At 62.6% G+C, this 20,850-nt stretch carries 21 protein-coding genes; 7 read left to right on the top strand and 14 right to left on the bottom strand.

Annotated features, from left to right (window positions below; translation table 11 throughout):
* Positions 1–17: 17 nt before the first annotated feature.
* The gene (locus ACSQ8R_RS29115) at positions 18–755 is read right to left on the bottom strand and encodes a FadR/GntR family transcriptional regulator (RefSeq protein WP_436256809.1); all 738 of its coding nucleotides are present in this window, start codon (positions 753–755) and stop codon (positions 18–20) included.
* 294 nt (positions 756–1,049) lie between these two features.
* Between ACSQ8R_RS29115 and ACSQ8R_RS29110 the strand changes: the two genes are divergently transcribed.
* A complete protein-coding gene (locus ACSQ8R_RS29110; RefSeq protein WP_436256808.1) occupies positions 1,050–2,717 on the top strand; it encodes an acyltransferase in 1,668 nt (555 codons plus the stop codon).
* 22 nt (positions 2,718–2,739) lie between these two features.
* Here ACSQ8R_RS29110 and ACSQ8R_RS29105 read toward each other — a convergent pair whose 3' ends face one another.
* From ACSQ8R_RS29105 to ACSQ8R_RS29050, 12 genes are all read right to left on the bottom strand, one after another.
* A complete protein-coding gene (locus ACSQ8R_RS29105; RefSeq protein ID WP_436256807.1) occupies positions 2,740–2,925 on the bottom strand; it encodes a hypothetical protein in 186 nt (61 codons plus the stop codon).
* 147 nt (positions 2,926–3,072) lie between these two features.
* Positions 3,073–3,309 (bottom strand): GCG_CRPN prefix-to-repeats domain-containing protein, encoded by a 237-nt coding sequence (locus ACSQ8R_RS29100; protein WP_436257306.1) that lies wholly within the window; start codon positions 3,307–3,309, stop codon positions 3,073–3,075.
* A gap of 276 nt (positions 3,310–3,585) precedes the next feature.
* Positions 3,586–3,981: a hypothetical protein gene (locus tag ACSQ8R_RS29095; protein WP_436256806.1), complete on the bottom strand. Its 396-nt coding sequence runs from the start codon at positions 3,979–3,981 to the stop codon at positions 3,586–3,588.
* Positions 3,982–4,112: 131 nt separating this feature from the next.
* On the bottom strand, positions 4,113–4,874 hold the full coding sequence (locus tag ACSQ8R_RS29090) for an ABC transporter ATP-binding protein (RefSeq protein ID WP_436256805.1): 762 nt from the start codon (positions 4,872–4,874) through the stop codon (positions 4,113–4,115).
* Positions 4,871–5,911, bottom strand: a complete 1,041-nt coding sequence (locus ACSQ8R_RS29085; protein ID WP_436256804.1) for a FecCD family ABC transporter permease — start codon at positions 5,909–5,911, stop codon at positions 4,871–4,873. Before ACSQ8R_RS29085 ends, ACSQ8R_RS29090 begins: the two co-directional genes overlap by 4 nt.
* On the bottom strand, positions 5,908–6,930 hold the full coding sequence (locus tag ACSQ8R_RS29080; protein WP_436256803.1) for an ABC transporter substrate-binding protein: 1,023 nt from the start codon (positions 6,928–6,930) through the stop codon (positions 5,908–5,910). The genes ACSQ8R_RS29085 and ACSQ8R_RS29080 overlap by 4 nt, the downstream gene beginning before the upstream one ends.
* 159 nt (positions 6,931–7,089) lie before the next feature.
* Positions 7,090–7,326 (bottom strand): hypothetical protein, encoded by a 237-nt coding sequence (locus tag ACSQ8R_RS29075; protein ID WP_436256802.1) that lies wholly within the window; start codon positions 7,324–7,326, stop codon positions 7,090–7,092.
* Positions 7,327–7,702: 376 nt separating this feature from the next.
* Positions 7,703–7,906: a hypothetical protein gene (locus ACSQ8R_RS29070; protein WP_436256801.1), complete on the bottom strand. Its 204-nt coding sequence runs from the start codon at positions 7,904–7,906 to the stop codon at positions 7,703–7,705.
* Between the two features lie 176 nt (positions 7,907–8,082).
* Positions 8,083–8,526: a hypothetical protein gene (locus ACSQ8R_RS29065; protein WP_436256800.1), complete on the bottom strand. Its 444-nt coding sequence runs from the start codon at positions 8,524–8,526 to the stop codon at positions 8,083–8,085.
* Positions 8,527–8,537: 11 nt separating this feature from the next.
* On the bottom strand, positions 8,538–8,930 hold the full coding sequence (locus ACSQ8R_RS29060) for a hypothetical protein (protein WP_436256799.1): 393 nt from the start codon (positions 8,928–8,930) through the stop codon (positions 8,538–8,540).
* A 60-nt stretch (positions 8,931–8,990) separates the two neighbouring features.
* Positions 8,991–9,563 (bottom strand): hypothetical protein, encoded by a 573-nt coding sequence (locus ACSQ8R_RS29055; RefSeq protein ID WP_436256798.1) that lies wholly within the window; start codon positions 9,561–9,563, stop codon positions 8,991–8,993.
* A 500-nt stretch (positions 9,564–10,063) separates the two neighbouring features.
* Positions 10,064–11,341 (bottom strand): ABC transporter substrate-binding protein, encoded by a 1,278-nt coding sequence (locus ACSQ8R_RS29050; RefSeq protein WP_436256797.1) that lies wholly within the window; start codon positions 11,339–11,341, stop codon positions 10,064–10,066.
* A 195-nt stretch (positions 11,342–11,536) separates the two neighbouring features.
* Between ACSQ8R_RS29050 and ACSQ8R_RS29045 the strand changes: the two genes are divergently transcribed.
* The 6 genes from ACSQ8R_RS29045 to ACSQ8R_RS29020 are packed head-to-tail and all read left to right on the top strand — an operon-like array spanning position 11,537 to position 19,673.
* Positions 11,537–14,053, top strand: a complete 2,517-nt coding sequence (locus ACSQ8R_RS29045; RefSeq protein ID WP_436256796.1) for a hypothetical protein — start codon at positions 11,537–11,539, stop codon at positions 14,051–14,053.
* Positions 14,054–14,068: 15 nt separating this feature from the next.
* Positions 14,069–15,163, top strand: coding sequence for a beta-galactosidase BglB (gene bglB / locus ACSQ8R_RS29040; protein ID WP_436256795.1), 1,095 nt, complete (start codon positions 14,069–14,071; stop codon positions 15,161–15,163).
* Complete coding sequence (gene pglB / locus ACSQ8R_RS29035; protein ID WP_436256794.1) at positions 15,160–16,524, top strand: polygalacturonase PglB; 1,365 nt, start codon at positions 15,160–15,162, stop codon at positions 16,522–16,524. Before bglB ends, pglB begins: the two co-directional genes overlap by 4 nt.
* Entirely contained in the window at positions 16,512–17,630 is a 1,119-nt protein-coding gene (locus ACSQ8R_RS29030) for an ABC transporter ATP-binding protein (RefSeq protein WP_436256793.1), read from the top strand. The genes pglB and ACSQ8R_RS29030 overlap by 13 nt, the downstream gene beginning before the upstream one ends.
* Entirely contained in the window at positions 17,617–18,612 is a 996-nt protein-coding gene (locus ACSQ8R_RS29025) for a carbohydrate ABC transporter permease (RefSeq protein ID WP_436256792.1), read from the top strand. Before ACSQ8R_RS29030 ends, ACSQ8R_RS29025 begins: the two co-directional genes overlap by 14 nt.
* Positions 18,613–18,614: 2 nt before the next feature.
* Positions 18,615–19,673, top strand: coding sequence for a carbohydrate ABC transporter permease (locus ACSQ8R_RS29020; protein WP_436256791.1), 1,059 nt, complete (start codon positions 18,615–18,617; stop codon positions 19,671–19,673).
* A gap of 3 nt (positions 19,674–19,676) precedes the next feature.
* Here ACSQ8R_RS29020 and ACSQ8R_RS29015 read toward each other — a convergent pair whose 3' ends face one another.
* Entirely contained in the window at positions 19,677–20,735 is a 1,059-nt protein-coding gene (locus ACSQ8R_RS29015; protein ID WP_436257305.1) for a LacI family DNA-binding transcriptional regulator, read from the bottom strand.
* Between the last annotated feature and the right edge of the window lie 115 nt (positions 20,736–20,850).

The following is a 20,850-nucleotide window of genomic DNA, read 5'->3' as shown; positions in this document are numbered from 1 at the left end:
GCCGATTTGATGCGGGATCAGCTTGAAAACGCCTTGAAATCCCTCAGCACATCCCGGTAGCGGATCTGGCTGCCTCTCAGGTGGTCGCGCATGGCATTGCGCGCAGCCTCCTCGTTGCGATCGGAGATCGCCATGACGATCGCTTCGTGTTCCGTGTGGATCATGCGGCGATAGGCGGTCTGCTCTCCGGACCGTTCGGCGGGCGTCGCCCTCGATTGCGGAATGACCGCGGTGCCGTGAAATTCCAGATGCTGCCGGAACAGCGGGTTGTTGGTGGCGTCGGCGATTGCGAAGTGAAGTGCGAGATCCGCTTCACGGATGGATTCATTCTGTTCGATACATCGCAGAATATGTCGATGACATTCGAAGATCGCCTCCTCCTGTGCCGGAGACCGACGCATGGCCGCCAGACCGGCAGCCTCGATCTCCAGCGGCGCCCGCACCTCGAGCACTTCCAGGTCGGACGATACGCGCGCCCGGTCGATCTTCCGGTGAGGCGGAACCGGACCATCCTGGCTCAGAACATAAATTCCCGCACCCTGCCTTACTTCGACAAGCCCATCCGAACGCAGCGCGGCGACCGCTTCGCGGATCACCGTCCGGCTTACGCCATGGGTTTCCGTCAGTTCGACCTCGCTCGGGAGTTTGTCGCCGGGAGAGTATTGGCCGCCGGCAATGGCTGCCCGCAGGCTTTCGCCCACCCGTGACACCAGCGATCCCGGTCCCTTGTTCCGATCCTTGGTCTGGGTCGTCACGCTCAATCCCCATTGCAACAATGCGACGCGTCTTCGCCGTATTCATCACACGTGTATGACAAATTCATGCTCATATCAATGCAGGAGTGAATTCCATTTTGCTTCAAGAGGCATCAACGGGACCGAGACGGGCCGAAAACTAAAGCTGGACGCTCAAATTTGTCTGCTGTAATCCATCAATCCGGCGAATGCGGAAAATTGGTATGATGACATGGCTCGCATCATTCTGGAGTGCCCATCTGCCGGGCGCGGGTGGGCACGGGCTTGCCGCGAGGAATTGGCGGGAGGTGCAGGATGAATAAAGGAATGCAGATCGACCGAGGACGGCCGCAATCCGAGACGGATCGAGAAGCCAGGCTTCAATTCCTGACCTGGGAGCGCAAATCGGCGGATATTGAAAGCGATTTCCAGCGGGAGTTGAAGGAAAAGCTGGCGCAGTCCGCCGGAGCGCAGATCGCCGACACCGCTTACATCGCAAAAGATGCCCGGATTTTCACTTCATCGCTGATCGTCGGTGATCGCTCCTGGATTGCGGGGCATGCTCTCGTGCGGGGCGACGTGGAAATCGGCTCCAATTGCTCGATCAACCCTTACGCCTGTATTTCGGGAAAGGTCCGATGCGGAAATGGTGTACGTATTGCGTCGCTCGTCTCGATCGTCGGTTTCAACCACGGTTTCGACGATCCGAATACACCCATCAACGATCAACCTCACCAGACGCTCGGCATTACGATTGGCGACGATGTATGGATCGGCGCCAACGCGGTCATCCTTGACGGCGTGACGATCGGCAGCGGCGCCGTTATTGCCGCCGGTGCCGTTGTCACCAGGGACATTCCCGATCTGGCGATCGCGGCGGGGGTGCCGGCCAAAGTCGTGCGCCGTCGCGGCGAAACGGCAGTCGCGGGAAAATCGCGCCGGACCGAGGTCGAGCAGGCGTTGCTGCGGGTCAGCAAGGCGGCGGAAACCGAATGGCGGGAGGTGCTTCAACAGCATCGGACCCCGGACGGCTATATATCGGCGGACGCCGATGGCACCGCGCGCACGAGTGCCAGGCATGAATGCGATGCGATCGAGATCGCCGCCGGTTTTGGAGAGCAACCTTCAGGGAGCGAGGCCAAGGCGATCGTCGATCGTCTGCAGGCGCTGCAGGACCCGGCGACAGGCTTTTTCCCCGACCCGTTTCGGCCGCCTGATGCGGCAAAGAATATCCGTGACGATTCCCCGGCTCTCTACAACGTCCTGGCGGTCGGTTATGCGCTGGAGATTCTTGGCGCGCATCCCGCCCACCCTGTCTCCGGGGTCGAGATGGACGCCGTTGCGCTTTGCGATTGGCTGGAGACCCTGCCATGGAGCACCCGCGCATGGTGGTGCGGTGACCGGGTGGACGCCATCGCCACGGCGTTTTATTTCAACGCCCGCTATTTCAGGAGCAGCAGGGGCAGGGAAATCCTCTTTGGCTGGCTGACGACCCATGTCGATCGTTCGACCGGACTGTGGGGAAAGCAGACCGCCGAACAGGGGTTGCTGCAGCCCGTAAACGGCTTTTATCGCCTTACGCGCGGAGCGCATGCCCAGTTCGGCATCCCCGTTCCTTTCCCCGAAGCCGCGATCAACACCGTCATGTCGCACTATCGAAACAACGGCGGTTTTTCCGGTCCGGCCTACACGGCCTGCAATCTGCTCGACACGATCCATCCGCTTTGGCTGTGCCTCAAGCAGACGGATTTCATGCGCCGCCAGGCGGAAACGGTAGCTGAAGACATTATTCTGGGTTCGCCGGACCGGTGGCAGGCAAAACGAGGCTTCGCCTTCGCCGACGGTCAGGGGGCAAGCCTGCAGGGCACGGAAATGTGGCTTTCGACCCTGCATCTAGCCGCGGACCTTCTAGGCATCGCGGAAGACTTCGCCTTCATTCCAAAAGGAGTGCACCGGACGCGACCGATGGGAATGGGGCTGTAGCCTCGTAAAGCGTGGGGGCCGGCTAGCGGAAGCGCGGCGGTCGTGGCGGTGAGTTCGACTGGATCTCGTGTGCAGGCGCGTGCTTTCCCAGCAGCCTCAGCATCTTCCTCTCGTCCTCCAGCCGAATTCCATTCTTGCGGCAGTGTTCGGCGACGTCGTGATCGCGTGGCCCGGGAATTCTGACCTGCCGATTGGTATCCTTTTTCATGACCGTTTCCTCCTCGCTACATAACGCTCCCCGCCGGCAAACGTTCGTTAGGTGTAGCTAAAATTCAACGCATCCGTCAAACCCCGGCAATCTCAGACGGCGTGTCAGGAGAAAAGCCCCTCTGCAGAACAGAAGGGCTTTCCGGTATCAACGCCAGTCCCGGCGATCGCGCCAGTCGCGGTGACCTCGCCATTCCCAGCGAGGCGGTCCTCGGTGATCCCATCGATCCCGACGATCCCACCGATGGCTGTAGCGGGGCGGCGGCGGTCGCCAGCGGTTGGGCCGGCAATCTCCCCACCGGTTCAGGTGGTAGCCGCGGCCGCAGGCCCAATCGACCTTCTCGGCGCTGGGCTTCGCCGGGACTGCAATGTTTCCGATCGGCATGGCATTTGCCGCGCCTCCAAAAAGACAAGCTGCGACCAAACTGGCCGCCAGGATTATTCTGCGCATCGGTTCCTCCAGAGTGCACACGCTGACAGATTGCGGTGCGATCCTTGAACCGCTGCTGAAGTCCGTATTCATCTGCGCTTCAGCTTATGTAAGTTCGCTTGAGCGCCGCGCTGGACTTCTCACGGCCTGGCTGACGCTCTTCCATGCGATGTTTGCGAGGCGCGTGGAGGGAGAGCCTGCCCGGTTCCGTCTTGTCTCAGCCAGCCCGTCTCAGCGATAACGTGAGCGGTACCGGCTGTCGTCGCGAGAGTCGGAATCGTTCGATGAGGTTCGCTCCAGCCGGTCCAGCACCTGCAGGAGAAGATCCGCGCAATCCTTTGTCGGTTCGCCGTCGGCGCAACGCAGGTCGATGGTGGTTCGTCCGTTTTCGATGCGGAAGCGGGCACCCCGCTCCCGGGGCGATCGACGGTCCGCCATGGGAGGCATGCGCCATTCGTCTCCGTCCTTGTCGGCGCCCGGTTCCCGAGGATCAGGCGATGCGTTTGGGGCTCGGTCCCGTTCAGCTTGTGGCGGGGCGCCGGGAGACGCGTTTGGGGTTTCCTGCGCGAGTGTCAGGTTGGCCGACAGCGAAAGAACGGCCGCTGCCGTGATGAGAAGACGTTTCATGTCATGCCCTCCGGTTCCGGATGGACAACCAACAAATGACCGGGTTCGTTTGTTCCAGCCGGCGTTCGCGCAGCGGTCCTCTGTTCCGTTGACGCCGGCGGCGCGATCGCCCCCGTCGTAGGTGGACGTTGTCAGACGAGGTAGTGGATATGGGGTCGTGAATGGTGCGGCGAAGCTTCTACCCGTGCTTCGACGCAGAATACCTCCCTTAGCAAAGCCTCGGTCATCACCTCTTCCGGTGCCCCGCAGGCGACGATCCTGCCGTTCTGCATGACGATCAGCTGGTCGCAGAACATCGCCGCATGATTGAGATCGTGAAGCGCGATGATGCTGGTCATCGGCAGGCCGGAAACCAGCCGCATCAGGCCGATCTGATGCTGGATATCCAGATGGTTGGTCGGCTCGTCGAGGATGAGTTCCTTCGGCGATTGCGCCAGCGCCCTTGCGATATGGGTCCTTTGTTTCTCGCCGCCCGAAAGGGATTGCCAACGGTCGTTGCGCTTCTGAGCCATGCCGGCACGAACAAGTGCGGTTTCGACCGCTTCGTCGTCGGCGATCGACCAGCCGGAAAATATCGACCGGTGCGGAAACCGACCGAGCTTCACCACGTCGACGACCCTCAGGTTGGCGTTGGTCGTGGCATGCTGTTCGACGAAGGCGACCCGCTTTGCGATCGAACGCCGGCCGATCGTCTTGAGGTCCTTGCCTTCAAGGGTGATGGAGCCTGAATGCGGCAGCTTCAAACCCGCGAGCAGACGCAGGAGCGACGTCTTTCCAGAACCGTTCGGTCCGAGCAGGCCGAGTGTCTTGCCAGGCTGTGCCTCGAACGAAACGCCGTCGAGCACGGTCTTTCTGCTGATTTTCCAGGTGAGGTTCTCGGTCTTGATGCTCATGACGCGCGTTGGAACCGGTAGAGGATAATTGAAAAGAAGGGCACGCCTACCAGCGCGGTGACGACGCCGATCGGCAGGACCTGCTGCGGGATGAGGGTACGCGAGGCAATGTCCGCCACCACCATGAAAACCGCACCGATGACGGCGCAGGCAGGAAGCAATCGAACATGCAGTGGCCCGACCGCAAACCGCGCCACATGCGGCACGACAAGGCCGACGAAACCGATCGAGCCGACCATGCTGACGATCGTCGCCGTCATCATCGCCGTCAGGGCGAAAAGCACGATGCGTGCCCGCGCGACATTGACACCGAGCGACGCCGCCGCTTCGTCGCCGAAGGCAAAGGCGTCCAGCACGCGGGCATAAAGCAGGCAGGCCACCAGCGCGATGCCGACGATGATCGAGACCAGCATCAATTCCGGCCAGCGCACGCCGCCGAAACTGCCGAGCAACCAGAACATCACGTCGCGCGCCTGCTGGGCGTTGCCCGACGTCGTGACGATGTAGGAGGTCGAGGCATTGAAGAGCTGCGACGCGGCGATACCGGCGAGGATGGTGCGGTCCGCACCGCCGCGCGTGCCGTTCGAAAGCAGCGCGACGAAGAAGAAGGCGGCAAAGGCTCCTGCAAAGGCCCCGGTCGATAGCGATACCGTGCCGGCCCCCAAACCCAGGATGACGATCGCCACGGCTCCGGTAGACGCGCCGGCGGAAATGCCGAGAACATAAGGTTCGGCAAGCGGGTTGCGCAGCAGCGACTGCATGATTGCCCCCGACAGGGCGAGACCAGCACCGCAAAAGGCGGCGACCAGCGCCCGGCTGAGACGATAATCCCAGATAACCGTCTCATGGATACGGTTGAGCTCCACCGCAGTCCACCCCAGCCGATTGGTGACGGCAGAAAAGGTCGTCGCGAGCGGGATCGGCAGATCGCCAATCCCGACGCTTATGCCGACGACAAGGGCGACGGCTGCAAGCGAAGCCACCAGCACGGCCGCGAAAGCGAAAAGCTGCTGAAGGGAGCGGCGCTTTTCAGTCACTTCAGAAGACCGAGGGCCTTCAACTGTTCGGCCACTTGCTCGGCGCCATAGATCGTCCGCACGGTCGGGTTCATCGCCTGCCCGTCCATCACCACCAGTGCCTTGTTCTTCACGGCGGTGATCTGGCTGACAGCCGGATCGGTGGTCAGGAACTTGATCTTGGCTTCCGGCTTGTCGAGCTCCCAGCGGTTGCGGTCCAGATTGGCGACGACGATCACATCGGGATTGGCCGCGATAATGCTTTCCCAGCCAAGGGTCGGCCATTCGGCTTCGGCGGTGACCGCATTGCGACCGCCCAGGACATTGGCGATAAAGCCGGAAGCTGCGTTCTTGCCGCCAAGATAGGCATCGGCCGACGGGCTGGGACTGGAGAACCAGAAAACGTAGGAGAGGCTCTTGCCGTCTTTCGAAACGCCCGAGCGGAGTTTGGCTTCGCGCGCCTTGAAGTCGGCGATCAGCGCCTGGCCGCGATCAGCGACATCGAAGATCTGCGACAGTTCGTCGATTTCCTTGTAGAGCAGATCCATGTTCCAGAGCTGCGCGCGGCTGCCGTACTGATCCTTGACGTCCTTGGTGCTGAGGCAGGTGCTGGGCGAGAGGTAGGTCGGGACGCCGACCTTGTCGAAGTCCTCACGTTTGGCGACCTTGCTGCTCGGGCCGACCAGGCTTGGCAAAGCGGCCGCCACGAAATCCGGGTTCTCCGCCAGGACCGATTCGAAGGTCGGGAACTCGATCGCCAGCAGCTTGACCTTGGCATTGGCGTCGGCGAGCTGCGGCAAAACCTTGCTCGGCCAGAACGCGGTGCCGGCCATCTTGTCCTCGAGGCCGAGCAGAAGCAGGATTTCCGCGCTGTTCTGGCCAAGCCCGATCGCCCGCTCGGGCGCCTTCTGGAAGCTGACCTGCGCGCCGCAGTTTTCGATGGTCAGGGGGTACTTCGTCGATGCGAATGCCGAGGAAACAGTGAAGCTGGATGCAGTGGCGATCAGCAGCGCGGTCAATGTGGATTTGAGCGGGAGCATGGCAGGTCCTGTTTTAAGTCTGCCATGGCGAATAGCCGTTCCTGCTCGTTTTAACAAGATAAAGCCAGTCACCTTTAATGGCGCAAGCTGATATTCGCCAAAGACGCATCGTCACCTGCGTTGGGGGCCTGGGTGGCGGGCGAGCTAAAACAAGCGAGCTCAGACCAGGTTGCGCCGTTTTGCCTTTATCAGGTCGGCGAGTTCGTCACCGCTGATGATCGGCTCGGGGATCTGGCCGCAGTGAATGAAGACCTCGATCGCGGGAAGCTCGCCGATATTCTTCTTGCAATAGGCCAAGGCCTTTTCCAGCGAAACGAAAGTCCGGCTGGGGACGTCTTCTGACCAGCAATGCACCGTGGCCGGTACGGGTGCATATCCCGGAAATCGATCGGGCATTTTTAGCGTTTCCTCGGCGTATCGTTCTGATGCGAATTTTTGTCACAATTATCATATGACAAGAACGGGCGAGGTTTTAGCTGGTCGGGTAGTTACCGATCTGAAACCCGAAACCGGGCAATTTTAACGGACTCGACGCTCCCTGGATCAAGCTATCTTCAGGCCGCTGCCGCGAGCAGGACGCTGGCGATGATCAGGCAGCCCAGCGCCGCGTTAAGCCCGATGTAGAATGCCAGTTCATGGTGGTGGTCGGGTTTGCGATGCATCTCGTGTTCCTCCTGGAAGCACAACCCGTCGTCGCGTCGAAAGTTCCGGCAGCCTTGGTCGTGTCGCTCAAAAAGGGAAGTGCATGCAGGAAAACAGCACGACCCGCCGCCTAGCCTCCCGCTGCCCCAAGCCCCAGCGGGCCATTGATCCTGTTCAAGGCTTGCCCGAGGGATTTGACCGCTTCCATCGTCATGGCCTGTGCCGACATCAACATCGCAAGGTCATCATCCTTCCCCTGCTGTGACAGGGCAAGCGCGCGCTTGTGCAGGTTTTTACTCATGGTGCTCAGTTGCTCAAAAGTATCTTCGTCCATCTTCATCCTCCGAGGTCTACGCGGCTCAAAGCCCCAAGCCGGCGTTCGGTTCCCGCCGGCGCGCGAAAAGGCGCGAGTCGTCAGGGGCGGCGACGTGAGGCAGGGAGCCGGAACTGACGCCGCAGGCTGGGTGCCGGCTCCCGCTTTTGGGCCGGGAGCCGATCCTCGTTTCCAATTCACTGCTGCGGCAGCACCACGTTGCTGTCTGTGGTGCTTTTGACCGGCTTCTGCCCCGGGACGTGGGACATGCTGCGCGTCTTGCTCTGCAGCTCATTATCCTTAACCCGCGTCTTCGTCTGTGATTTGCTGAAGGTGCCCTGGTCCATGGCCTGCGCCTTGGACTGAGCCTTCAGCTGGTTCTGGTTCTCGTTGATCTTGGTCTGGCTCCGGGCTTTGCCATCCGCCGTCGCCGCACTGCCTCCAGAGCCGATCGAGGCTGTGGTGCCGTCGTCGGTCTGGCAGGCCCCCGCAGTGCCGAGTGTGCTTGCCGATGTGCCGCCAGCGGCCGCGCTGCCGGCGGAACCGACCGTGCCGGCCGAGTTGCAGTCCTGTGCAGGTACGGGTGTGGCGGCGACCGAGGCCATAAGCGCCAGGCACGCCAGGGATATTGTCTTCGACATGTCTATCTCCTTCATTTCTGAGGCTTGATGACGTCGCAGGTGCCATCCGACCGACGGGTGATAACGGTTCCATCGGGCCGGGTGACGCTCGCCGTCGAAAATGCCTGGTTGCCGGCAGTGCCGGTTGTGACGGACGAACCGGCGCTGGACGATGCGGAGCCACCACCCGAGTGCATCGTCGTGGTCCTGCCATCGATCGTCGTCGAGGACGAAACGCTGCCGCCGCCTGCGGTTACCGATGTCGACGTCCCGTTGCCGATCGAGCCCGTGCTTTCAATGACGGTGCAGGTCGTGCCGTCGTCAAGCTTGACGGTCTCGGTAGCAAAGGCGGAGATCGCGGTGATGGTCGCCAGGATCAGCGGCAGCGCGAACGTGCCTTTGTATGCGAATGATGCCGAGGTCATTTCGGCTCTCCTATGGATAGGACGAAGGCGGAACGATCCGCCCTCGTCCGATGGATGGGACTAGCAGGAAGCGCCGTCTTTCTTGGCCTGGCCCGGAGGACATGCTTTCTTGCCCTGTCCGTGTTCCAGACCGGCGGCGCCGGCCGAACTGCCGCCGGTTCCGACGGAACTGGTCGACATGCCGTCCTTGGCCGAGGTGCCGCCGGTGCCGAGCGTCGACGCGGAGCCGGAGCCGCTGCCCGAGCCTGCCGCCGAGCCGCCGGTGCCGACGGAGCTGCTTGACTGGCCACCGCCCGCGGATGTGCCGCCGGTGCCGAGCGTCGAGGCCGAGCCGGATCCACTGCCCGAGCCGGCTGCGGATCCGCCGGTGCCAACCGAGCTGCTCGACTGGCCGCCGCCGGCAGAAGACCCGCCGGTGCCCAACGTGGAGGCGGAACCAGAGCCGCAATTGGTGGTGCCCGGTGCACAGGCCGTTCCGGCGGAACTGCCCCCGGTGCCGACTGTGCTGCTGGATGTGCCGCCGCCGGCGCTGGTTCCACCGGTGCCGACGGTGCTGCTTGTCTGGGCGAAGGCGGACAGGGTTGTGCCCGCGAGAAGCGCCGTGGCAAAGGCCACACGAGTAACGATGTTCATCTTTTTATCTCCTTGAGTTTCCACAGGCTTCCGACCGCAACCGCGTCTCCGAAGCTGTGGAACAAACTGAGCTCCCGCGGCGCATGTTCCGCGCTAGGGCTTCGGTCCTATCAGGGGTGAGACCTTTGACCGGAGGGCGTCATCGACCAAGGTCCCGGGCATTGAGGAAAAGGTCCCGAGCGCGGAACTTGAGCGGCAATCGCGGTGTTCGGCGCGTCTCGAAAAAGGAGGTTTAAATGGAAGAGAGCGTCTATCAGGCCCGCTGGCTGCTGATCATCATGGTTTTGCTGGCTATCGGGATGACCACCGTCGGCGCCGCCGCTGGGTGAGCCCGCCGGAGGGCGCGAGGCGCCTTTCTTGGCCAGGGCTGGGAAATCGATATCCAGCCGTTCAATCCGACAGACCGGCAGCCGAACGCCTGTCGTCGGATGACGAGCCGCTTGACCCAAGGTCTTTGGGAAGGCATGCCGGGTCGGGTGGCCGCCCGGCATGCCGGATCATCACTTCACCGCCAGCGCCTCGTTGATCTTACCGGCGTCAGCCTCGAGGTTCTTGTAGGTTTCCTCCAGGCTCAGCTCGCCGACGATGAGCTGGCTCATGCGCTGGACGATCTGCTGGTAGATTGCCGTCCCGCCCTTCAGGCGTTCGAAATCCCGCGCGACCTGGGGAACGTTCTTCTTGTTGTCCAGAAAGACCGCCATGGACGCCTTGGCGTCTTCGCTCGAGATCTTGTATTGCGGGTTCTTGATGTCGGCTCCTGTCAGGACGACGTAATTTTCGGCGATCTCGCGCTGTACCTTCTCCGAGCCCAGAAATTCGATGAACTGGGCGACCGCCTCGGGATGTTCGGTGCGCTTGAAGCCGACGATCGCGGTCGCGCCCGGCATCGCATAGCAGCCTGCATCGCCGCAGGGCGCATTGATGGCCGTCCACTGGAAGGCATTGCCAATCTTCTTCTGGAAGGGGTTCACCATCCAGTTGCCGGCGAGATAGGTGACGACGTTGCCGTTGACGAACTCGTCGCCCATGTTCTTATACTGCGAGCCTCCGGCTGCGCCCCACATTTCCTTCGGGAAACTGCCGTTCTGGGTCCAGGAATAGAGGTCGGCGATATATTTGCGGGCGGCCGCATCCGGGAAACTGAACTTGCCGTCCTTCACATAGACCGAACCGTAGGAATAGGCGCCGCCAGAGAAGCGGTGGCCGGATCGGTCCATGGTGAAGGGGATCTGCGCGCCGGTCGCCTTTGCGACGCGGGCGGAGGCTTCGACGATCTCCTTGAGCGTGGCCTTGGGGCCGGGCAGCGCTTCGCCGGCCTGCTCGAACAGGGTCTTGTTGACGAATGGCAGGTTCAGCGTCTGGGACGCGACATAGCCGTTGATCGACTTCGGATCGTTGATGTTAGGCAGGCGAAGCTGGTTGAGGCTGTCCCCGTGCAGCTTGGCGAAGGTGTCCGGATCCTTCATGTAGGAACGCATGTCGAGATAATACGGCGCGAGCTGCCAGTCGGTGATCTTGGCGAGGTCCGGTCCCTTGCCTGCGGCCAGCTGGACCGGCAGCTGCTTCACCACCGCATCATAGCCGGAAGACACGAAATTGACCTTGATGTCGGGATGCGACGCTTCGAACTCCTTGCTCAAGGCGGCCATGCGCTCGACATAACCCTGGTCGTCATCGGTGAACAGGAAAGTGATTGTCTTGGCATCCGCCATGGCCACGCCGGAAAGGGCGAAGGCCGAGAATACGAATGCACTTATCCCTGATAGAAGTCTCTGCATTTTTCATCCTCCCAATGAAAATATTTTCACAATTCGGAAGGTTCTCTTTCGGAGTTTTACCTTCGAATTTCTCTTTTTTGACGCTTGACAATCCAAACGTCAAGCTGTTTTGTCGGCTAAATTCGAAACTGCTCACAAAGCCGGAGCAGGCGAAGTTCGAATAATGAAAACATTTTCATGATCTGGGAGGCAGTCATGGAGCACTCACCTACAGCCGCGGACCGTTGGCGCGCCGCCGGCTATCACGTCGCCCCCGGCGAAACCTTCACCGCGTGGGTCGTCTCCGATCTGCGCCAGGCGTATTTCCCGGGCGAACCGGCGCCGGCGGAAGATCGAGTCAATTACCGCTTCATCAACGGCTTCGTGGATGTCGGCGACCTGCCTTGCCGGAAAGCCTTCCAGACGCAAATGATCGGGCGGGAAATCCCTGCCGAGCACGATTGGAAACCGGCCTCCCTGAACCTGCCGGGGCCGAACCGGCGCGTCGAATTCACCGGCTTCTGGCATGTACCCACCCATGTCAGCCGCTGGCTGCGTGGCAGTTTCCGCGCCGAGGCTGCCCGCCGCGTACCGATGCGGCTGAGAACCTGCGGCGGCGTGCGGATCTGGGTAAACGGCGAGGAACAGGTACGGTTCGAGCCCTTCCGGCGCAATATCGAGAGCGAGACCGAGATCGTCCTTTCGCTGAAGCCCGGCGACAATGATATCCTTCTCTTGACCGAAGACCTCGCGGAGCGGGACACGATCTGGTTCTTCGAACTGGAACTGGCCGACGCCAGGCCGCTGGATATCGCCCTGCCCACGGAACTGGACCGGCAGGAGGTTCGGCGGCTCGAATTCCTTGCACGTGCCATTCGGCCCGCCGCCGACGTTTTCGTCGACCGCCCGCTGGAGATCCTTTTCGACAGTCCGCCTGGTGCCGATCTGCCGGTCGGCATCGAAGTCTATAGCCATGGTCACGACCGGGCGGTGCTGGCGAGGGCCGACCTGACCCTTGGTGCCCACGAGACCCGGCTCGTCGCGCCTGCCATCAAGGGCCTGCCGGACGGATATCACGGCATCAGGCTGAAGATGGGCTCCGGCGCAGCAGTCGTCGCCCGCCATATCGACGCGGCCTTCGTGAGCGGCCTCGGCTTGCCGCAGGCGGCAGCGACGCTTGCCGAACGCAAACGCGAGGCGCTTATCTTCAGCGCCCGTTTTGGTGCCGAGCGCATCGGTCGGGTCCTCGCCATGGCTGCGGCCGGCGAGATCGAGGGGGAGGCGATGGACAGGATCATCGCCTCCACCCTCGAAGTCATCGACCGGCGGGAGGATTGTTCCGATTTCGTGTTGGTGCCGCTCCTCTGGCTCCTCGGAGAATACGAGCATGTCCTCTCGCCCGAGGCGGCGGAGAGAATCCGCGCATCCGTCGCCGGCTATCGCTACTGGGTGGATGAACCCGGCAACGATGTCATGTGGTTCTGGAGCGAGAACCACGTCCTGTGCTTCCATACGAGCCAGCTCATCGCCGGCAGGTTGATGCCGGATACCGTGTTCTCCGCTTCGGGCAGGACGGGGCGCGAGCAGGCGCAGCTTGCAGAAGACCGTCTTTACCGCTGGTTCGACAGCGTCGAGGCGCACGGCCTCGCCGAGTGGAATTCCGCGGCCTATTATCCGGTGGATTTCATAGGTCTGCTCGCCCTCGAACGCTGGGGCGGGGATGATATCGCCGCGCGCGCGCGCCATCAGCTGGATCTCATCTTCCGGATGATCGCGCTGCACACGCTGGCGGGCGTACCTGCCGGCTCGCAGGGGCGCGCCTATGACAAGGAACTGAGGGCCGGACCGCTGACGGAACTCGCACCGTTCGCCCGCGTGGCATTCGGCAGCGGCTGGCTGAACGGCGGCGTCGCATCGCTGCCGATGTTCTGCGCCGGTTCCTACGCGCCGCCGGACGAACTGCTGGAATTTGCCCAACTGGCGCCCGGACGCTCGATCGAAGCGCGTTATGCCCAGGGGCTCGAAAGCGGCAAGCTCGTGCTCTTCAAGACCGAGGCCTCGCAGCTCTCCACGGTGGTCGATCACAAGACGGGCCGGAAGGGCCACCAGCAGCATGTGCTCGACATCCGGCTCGCCGGCCATCCGATGGCGAGGCTCTGGGTCAACCATCCCGGCGAAGACGACCCCTGGGGCACGCAACGCCCGTCCTATTGGGCCGGCAACGGCATCCTGCCGCGCGTCATGCAATATCGCGACGTCGCCCTGCTGATTGCGGACACCGAAGGTACCCGCCATGCGTGGACGCATGCCTATCTTGGCCGCGACGGCCTCGACGAGGTCGTCATCGACGGCAATTGGCTCTTCGCCCGCTCCGGCCGCGGCTTTGCGGCACTGCATGCCACGAACGGGCTCGAACTCGTCACCGACGGAGCAACCGCCGGGCGCGAGGTGCGCTCAGAGGGCGCGCTGACCGGCTGGGCGGCCGTGGTGGGCGCGGGCGACGAAGCCGCTTTCCGTCGTTTCGTCGAGCGCATCCGCGCCACCTCCGTCTCGTTCGATCGCGGAAGCAAGGTGCTCAGTCTTTCTCCGCCGGACGGCGGGACGCTCGCGCTCTCCTATGCCGGCGACTTCACCGTCGGCGGACAGCCGCGTCCCTTCATCCATGACCAGCCAGTGCCGATCGTGACCTATGACAGTACGACCGCAACCGGCGCCCACCCATTTTATGCATAAAGGACATTCCGACCGATGGATTCGATGACCGTCAACAAACCGGCCCTGCAGGCGACGATCGATCAGGTCGCGATAGCGTTCAGCCGCCTCAAGGGCATCAAGGAAGGCCTTGCCGGGTCCGAGGCCGGCGGCGGCATCCAGTTCGACGAATGGGACTGGGAAGTCGGCGTCGGTCTCTACGGGTTCCTGCGCCGCGCGCTGGCCGCCGGCGACCGGCAGGCCATCGACGATCTCATCGCCTGGTACGGCCGGCAGATCGGCCGGGGCCTGCCGCCGCGGCAGATCAACAGCACGGCGCCGATGCTGCCGCTCGCCATCCTTATCGATCATGTCGACCGGCCGGATTTCCGCGCCCTGGTCGAGGATTGGGCGGACTGGCTCGTCCACCGTCTTCCGAAAACGGAGGACGGCGGCTTCCAGCACGTCGTCAAGGAGCGCCTGAACGACGGCGAGCTGTGGGACGACACGCTGTTCATGGCCGGCCTCTTCCTGGCGCGGGCGGGCGTCGCCTGCGAGCGCCGCGACTGGATCGACGAGGCGGTCTACCAGTTCATGGTGCATACCCGCTATCTGTCTGATCCGGTCACGGGCCTCTGGTACCACGGCTGGACCTTCGTCGGCCGGCACAATTTTGCGAAAGCCTTCTGGGCGCGTGGCAACGCCTGGATCACGGTCGCCATTCCCGAACTGTTCGAACTCGTTCCGGACCTCGAGGACAAAGACAAGCGTTTTCTGTCGAACGTGCTTGCGAGCCAGGTCCGCTCGCTGAAGCGACTGCAACGTCCCGACGGCATGTTCCATACGCTCCTCGACGACCCGACGTCGCCGCTTGAAACGTCGGCGACGGCCGGGATCGCCTACGGCATCCTGCGAGCGATCGATGCGGGCATACTCGACGCTTCCGACCGCATGCATGCGGAGCGGGCGCTCGCGGCGGTGCTCGCCCATATCGACGACGAGGGTGTTGTCCAGGGCGTTTCGGACGGCACGCCGATGGGTCACGATCTCGATTTCTACCGCCGTATCCCCAACCTGCCGACCCCCTATGGACAGGCGCTGACGATGCTGCTGCTGACGGAAGTCCTTCTGGAAGGCGAGGATGGGGCATGAACCGGTTCCCGTCCCTTCTTATAGAGCCCATGCAGGAGGACGAGACGGCGCGAATTCAGGCGGCAATCGACCAGATGGCTGCGCGAGGCGGCGGCTGCGTGGAACTTGCCGAAGGCGTCCACAATACCCGCGGCCTGAGGCTGCAATCCGGCGTCGAGCTTCATCTGGCGAGGGGCGCGATCCTGCGCCCGGTGGCTGACTACGGAGCCTACGAGGAGACGTCGGTTTCGGTCATTGCCGAGAAATCGAACCGTGCGATGATCGTTGCAAGAAACGCGACGGATATAGCCTTGACCGGCCCCGGACGTATCGAGGCGGGAGGCGAGTATTTCATCGCGGGCACCGACGAGGCGATGGGCACGCTCGTTCCGGCGGAGTTCCGCCCGCGGGTGGTGGTCTTCGAATCCTGTCGCGGCGTCCGGATCGAGCGGTTGGAAATCGTCGATTCGCCGATGTGGACGCTGCACCTCGTCAATTGCGTCAACCTCTATGTCGGCGGCGTGAAGGTGGCGAACAACCGGCGCATGCCGAACACCGACGGCCTCGTGCTCGATGCCTGCCGGCATGCGGTGGTCGAGGACTGCGTCATATCGACGGCCGATGACGGCATCTGCCTGAAGACCAGTGCCGGACCGGACGGTCAAGCGATCGGAGAATGTGAAAACGTGCGGGTGCGCCGCTGCGTGGTCGAGAGCAAGAGCTGCGCGCTCAAGATCGGCACGGAATCCTACGGCGATGTTACGGACGTCGTTTTCGAGGACTGCCGCGTCCATGATTCAAATCGGGGTCTAGGACTGTTTTCGCGCGACGGCGGTCATATGACCGATATCCGCTTCTCCCGGATAGAGGTCGATTGCCACGAGACGCTCGACGGCTTCTGGGGATCGGGCGAGGCGCTGACGGTGACGGTGGTGGACCGCATCCCCACCCGCCGGGCCGGTGCTGTTCGCGATCTCGTCGTCGAGGACCTGAGCGGCCAAATGGACGGGGCGATCGCCCTCGTCTCGACGTCCGCCGCGGGTATCCACGGCGTCAGGCTTTCGCGGCTGCGACTGCGGCAGCGGAAGGGGCCGCTCGGCACCGGACTTCGGTATGATCTGAGGCCGACCAACGCGGATATCGCACCGAGCGCGGACGCTGCCGGCCGTGCGAATGCCTGGACGAAGGGGGCGGACGGACGGGTGATCGGCCTTGTCGATTACCCGGGAGGAATGCCGGCGCTTTTCACCGCCGGCATAGAGGGGATTGTGATCGAGGAGACGCAGTTCGAGCGGCCGCAACCGATACCGGAGGGCTGGAACGTCGAAAGCGTCATCCATAAAGTGACTGAACCTGACGGGAGCAGGGAATGGGAAATCTGAAACTTACGAATGTCACCAAGGCGTTCGGTGCGCTGACTGTTCTGCACGGCATCGACCTGACGATCGACGACGGCAAGTTCGTCGTGTTTGTCGGGCCGTCCGGCTGTGGCAAATCGACTCTTCTGAGGATCATCGCGGGACTGGAGGATATCAGCGCGGGCGGCATCGAGATCGGCGGGCGCGACGTCGTCCAACTGTCGCCGGCGGAACGGAAGATCGCCATGGTCTTCCAGTCCTATGCCCTCTATCCCCATATGAGCGTGCGCAAGAACCTCGCGTTCGGGCTCGAGAACCTGAAATTCAAGCGTAGCGAAATCGAAACGCGGATCGCCGAGGCGGCGCGCATGCTGGCGCTCGAGCCCTATCTGGACCGCAAGCCGCGCCAGCTTTCCGGTGGCCAGCGGCAGCGTGTCGCGATCGGCCGCTCCATCGTGCGCAACCCCGATATCTTCCTCTTCGACGAGCCGCTCTCGAACCTCGATGCGGCGTTGCGCGTACAGACAAGAGCGGAAATCACCCGGCTGCATCGCCAGCTCAAGACGACGATGATCTACGTCACCCACGACCAGGTCGAGGCGATGACCATGGCCGACGAGATCGTCGTGCTGAACGGCGGCCGGATCGAGCAGGTCGGAACGCCGCTCGAACTCTTCGACAACCCGAGGAACCTCTTCGTGGCCGGCTTCCTGGGCTCGCCGCGCATGAACATCCTGAAGGGCAAGGTGACGGAACTCAGTGGAACGGGGGTTACGATCGACGTCGGCTACGGCGCTCCGCTCACTGCGTCGATTGATCCCGCTGCGGCGAAAGTAGGCCAGGCCGTGCTGGTGGGCATACGACCCGCGCATTTCTCAATCGGCGATGAAGGGCTGCCGTTCGTCGTCCAGTATCACGAGAGCCTTGGGACCGAGACCTATGTCTACGGGACGCTCGAGGGGCGGGACGAACAGATCATCGTCCACCAGACCGGCCATTTCGCACCGCGGTCGGGCGACCGTTTGCGGATCATGCCGTTGTCCGGCCGGGTGCATGTGTTCGACCCCGATAGCGGCCTGGCTCTGCCGCAGACCGTCGAGCAACGGAGTGATGCCCATGAGCACGCTTAAGGCGAATGATTTCGGAGGCCGTACCCTCGACTTCGTCATGGGCATCGTCGAGGCGCCCATCAACGGGTTCGAACGGCTGATGGGCAGGAAACGGATGCCCTATCTGTTTCTTGCGCCGAACCTCATCCTTTTCGGCATATTCACCTTCCTACCGATCGCGATCGCGGTTGGTTATGCCTTCACCGGAGGCACCGGACTTTTCGTGTCGGACCGGCCCTTCGTCGGTTTCGATAATTTCCGCCAGCTCCTGCAATGCGAAGATTATTTTCGTCCGGGAAGCTGCCGCGAATCGCTGTTCTGGACGGCGGTGTGGAACACGCTCTGGTTCGTCGGCTTCAACGTCGCCGCGACCCTGCTTGTCGCATTGGTGACGGCTCTCATCCTCAACCGGGCGATGGCCGCGCGGGGTTTCTTCCGCGCCATGTTCTTTTATCCCGTCCTGCTGTCGCCGGTCGTCATCGGCCTGATCTGGAAATGGTTCCTGGATCGCAACGGCCTGCTCAACGCCTTCCTGCAGATGCTCGGCGTGCCGCCGGAAATCTTCCTGCTGGACGTCGGCTGGTCGCGCTTCTTCGTGGTGGTCGTTTCGGTCTGGTTCCACATGGGCTTTTACACGCTGATCCTTCTCGCCGGCCTGCAGGCCATTCCCAAGGACCTATACGAAGCCGCGGCGATCGACGCGGCCTCGCCCCGGCGTACCTTGTTCCGCATCACGCTTCCGCTTCTCGGGCCGAACCTGCTCGTCGTGCTGATCCTGCTGATGATCCGCTCGGTGCAGATCTTCGACGAAGCCTGGGTGCTGACCAATGGCGGCGGGCCGGGCACGGCGAACAGCTTCATCGTCCAGTACATCTACCAGATGGCCTTCGGCAGCGACCTGCGCCTTTTCGGCCTCGCCTCGGCGGCCTCGGTGCTTATGGGCCTGGTACTGCTGGCCCTGACGCTCATACAGCTGCGGCTTGGCCGCAAGATGGAGTCCTGATCATGTCGCAAGGCCTCTCCCTCATCGCCTTCCTGACCCGCACCCGCCGGCCGGGTCGGATCGGTACCACCGACATTCTCTCCTGGGCCTGGCTGATCCTGGGCACGCTTGCCGTGCTCATCCCGGTGGTCTGGGCCGGCCTTTCCTCGTTCAAGCCGGCCGCCGAGATCACCCGCTTTCCGCCGACGCTGCTGCCGCGCGCGGCGGTTCAGCAGACCGTACCGGGCTTCGACGCTCCGCTCAGCCTCTGGACCGTCGACGTCGACGGCCAGCCGCGCGAGATGGCGATGGTCCGGCGCATCGGGCTGAAGGCCCAGATGGTCGATCCGAAAGATCCCGGACCGCCGGTCAGCGTCGACGTCAAAAGCATGTCACCGGTCCAGCGGCTCACCATAGCCACCGAGAACTACACCGATCCGCTAACCCGCTTCGACTTCCTGACCTTTCTCAAGAATTCGGTCTTCGTCACCTTCGTCGCCACGCTGCTGACGCTGATCGTCAACGCGCTTGCCGCTTTTGCGCTGTCGAAATACCGGTTCCGGGGTGAGAAAGCGATCTTCGTGCTGATCATCTCGACGCTGATGATCCCGCTGACGGTGGTCATGGTCCCGGCCTATCTGGTCATCGTCGGCGTGGGCCTTGTTGACAGTCTCTGGGGCATCATCATCCCGACGGTCGCCTCGCCGACAGGGGTTTTCCTGCTTCGCCAGTACATGCTCACCATCCCCGACGAACTGATCGAGGCGGCCCGTGTCGATGCGGCGAGCGAGTTCCGGATCTTCTGGCGCATCGTGCTGCCTCTGACGGCGCCGGCACTCGCGGTGCTGGCGATCTTTTCGGTCCTGTGGCGGTGGAACGACTTTCTCTGGCCGCTGATCGTGCTGAGCAGCCGCGAAAACTTCACCCTGCAGGTCGGGCTCAACGCTTTCCAGGGCGAGTTTTCCGTACAGTGGAACTACATCCTCGCCATGACCTTCCTGAGCCTGGCGCCGGTCACGGTCGTCTTCCTGTTCCTGCAGAAATACATCACCACCGGCATTGCCGGCACGGGAATGAAGTGAGGTTCACCTGCGGGGTGGCGCAACGCTGCCCCGCAGCACCAGCTTGCAGCCGAGCTCCAGCCGGTAGGCGGGCCGCAGCGGATCGTTGGCGACGAGCCGCTGCTCCAGAAGGCTGATCGCGGCGGCTCCCAGCCGGTCTGTCGGCAACTGGACAGTCGAAAGCGGCGGCGTGCTGAATTCTCCGGGCACGATATCGTCGAAGCCGAGCACGGACATTTCTTCCGGCACGCGGATGCCGAATGCCGCCAGCGCCCTCAGGCAGCCGAGCGCCAGATTGTCGGCGGCGCAGAAGACCGCCGTTGCACCGCGCAGGCCGGGATCTTCGGACAGCAACTGGCGGATTGCCTGCTCGCCCTGATAGGGCTCGTATCCCTCCGCCTCGACGACCATCTCCGGCGATACCGCAAGGCCGGCGGCGAGATGCGCATCGGCGTAACCGTCGTACCGGCGGTGGATGGTGGTCCTGCCCTTCCATGTCAGATGCAGGATGCGGCGATGGCCGAGCGAAAGCAGGTGCTCGGTCCCCTGACGGGCGCCGAAGCGGTTTTCACCGGTAACCGTATCCACCAGCATCGAAGGGTCCTCGCCGTTCAGGATGACGAGCGGCGTCCGCCCTGCGGCGAGGGCGCGGATCAATTCCGGCCGGTCGTCGTTGAGGATGACGATGCCGTCGACGTTTTCGGCCTGTGCCATGCGGCGCACCTCGTTCGCGTCGATGCGGCTCCCGGCGCTGACGAAAGGCACGATCCGGATACTGAGGCGCTCGCATTCCTGACGCAGGCTGTTGAGCATCGTCCAGCTGACGAGATTGATGTCGCTGTGAGGGGCGGCATCGCTGGTGATCGCCAGGAGGATAGTGCGAAGCGTAGCGATCGTCGCCCGGCTTCTGCGCTTTTCCAGATATCCCAGCCGTTGAGCGGAATTCAGCACACGCTCTCGGACTTCTATGGATATGGGCGCAGTTCCGTTGAGAACATGAGATGCGGTACTGAGCGAAACGCCGGCATCCAGAGCCACATCTTTCAAGCCTATCTTGGCTTTCAACAGAATTTCTTTCGATATATGCCGGTTTTTGAGGCGCCAGGACGATCAGTCAATGTCTCACATTTTTCGTGCAGGCCATTTCCGATTTCTTCGCGCATGATCCGTTGCCGGAGCGACGCCTCATCCCCCTGAT

The organism is Neorhizobium sp. LjRoot104, from assembly GCF_964253725.1.
In the GTDB taxonomy this organism is placed as follows: Bacteria; Pseudomonadota; Alphaproteobacteria; order Rhizobiales; family Rhizobiaceae; genus Neorhizobium.
This window is presented reverse-complemented; position numbering and strand designations above follow the sequence as displayed.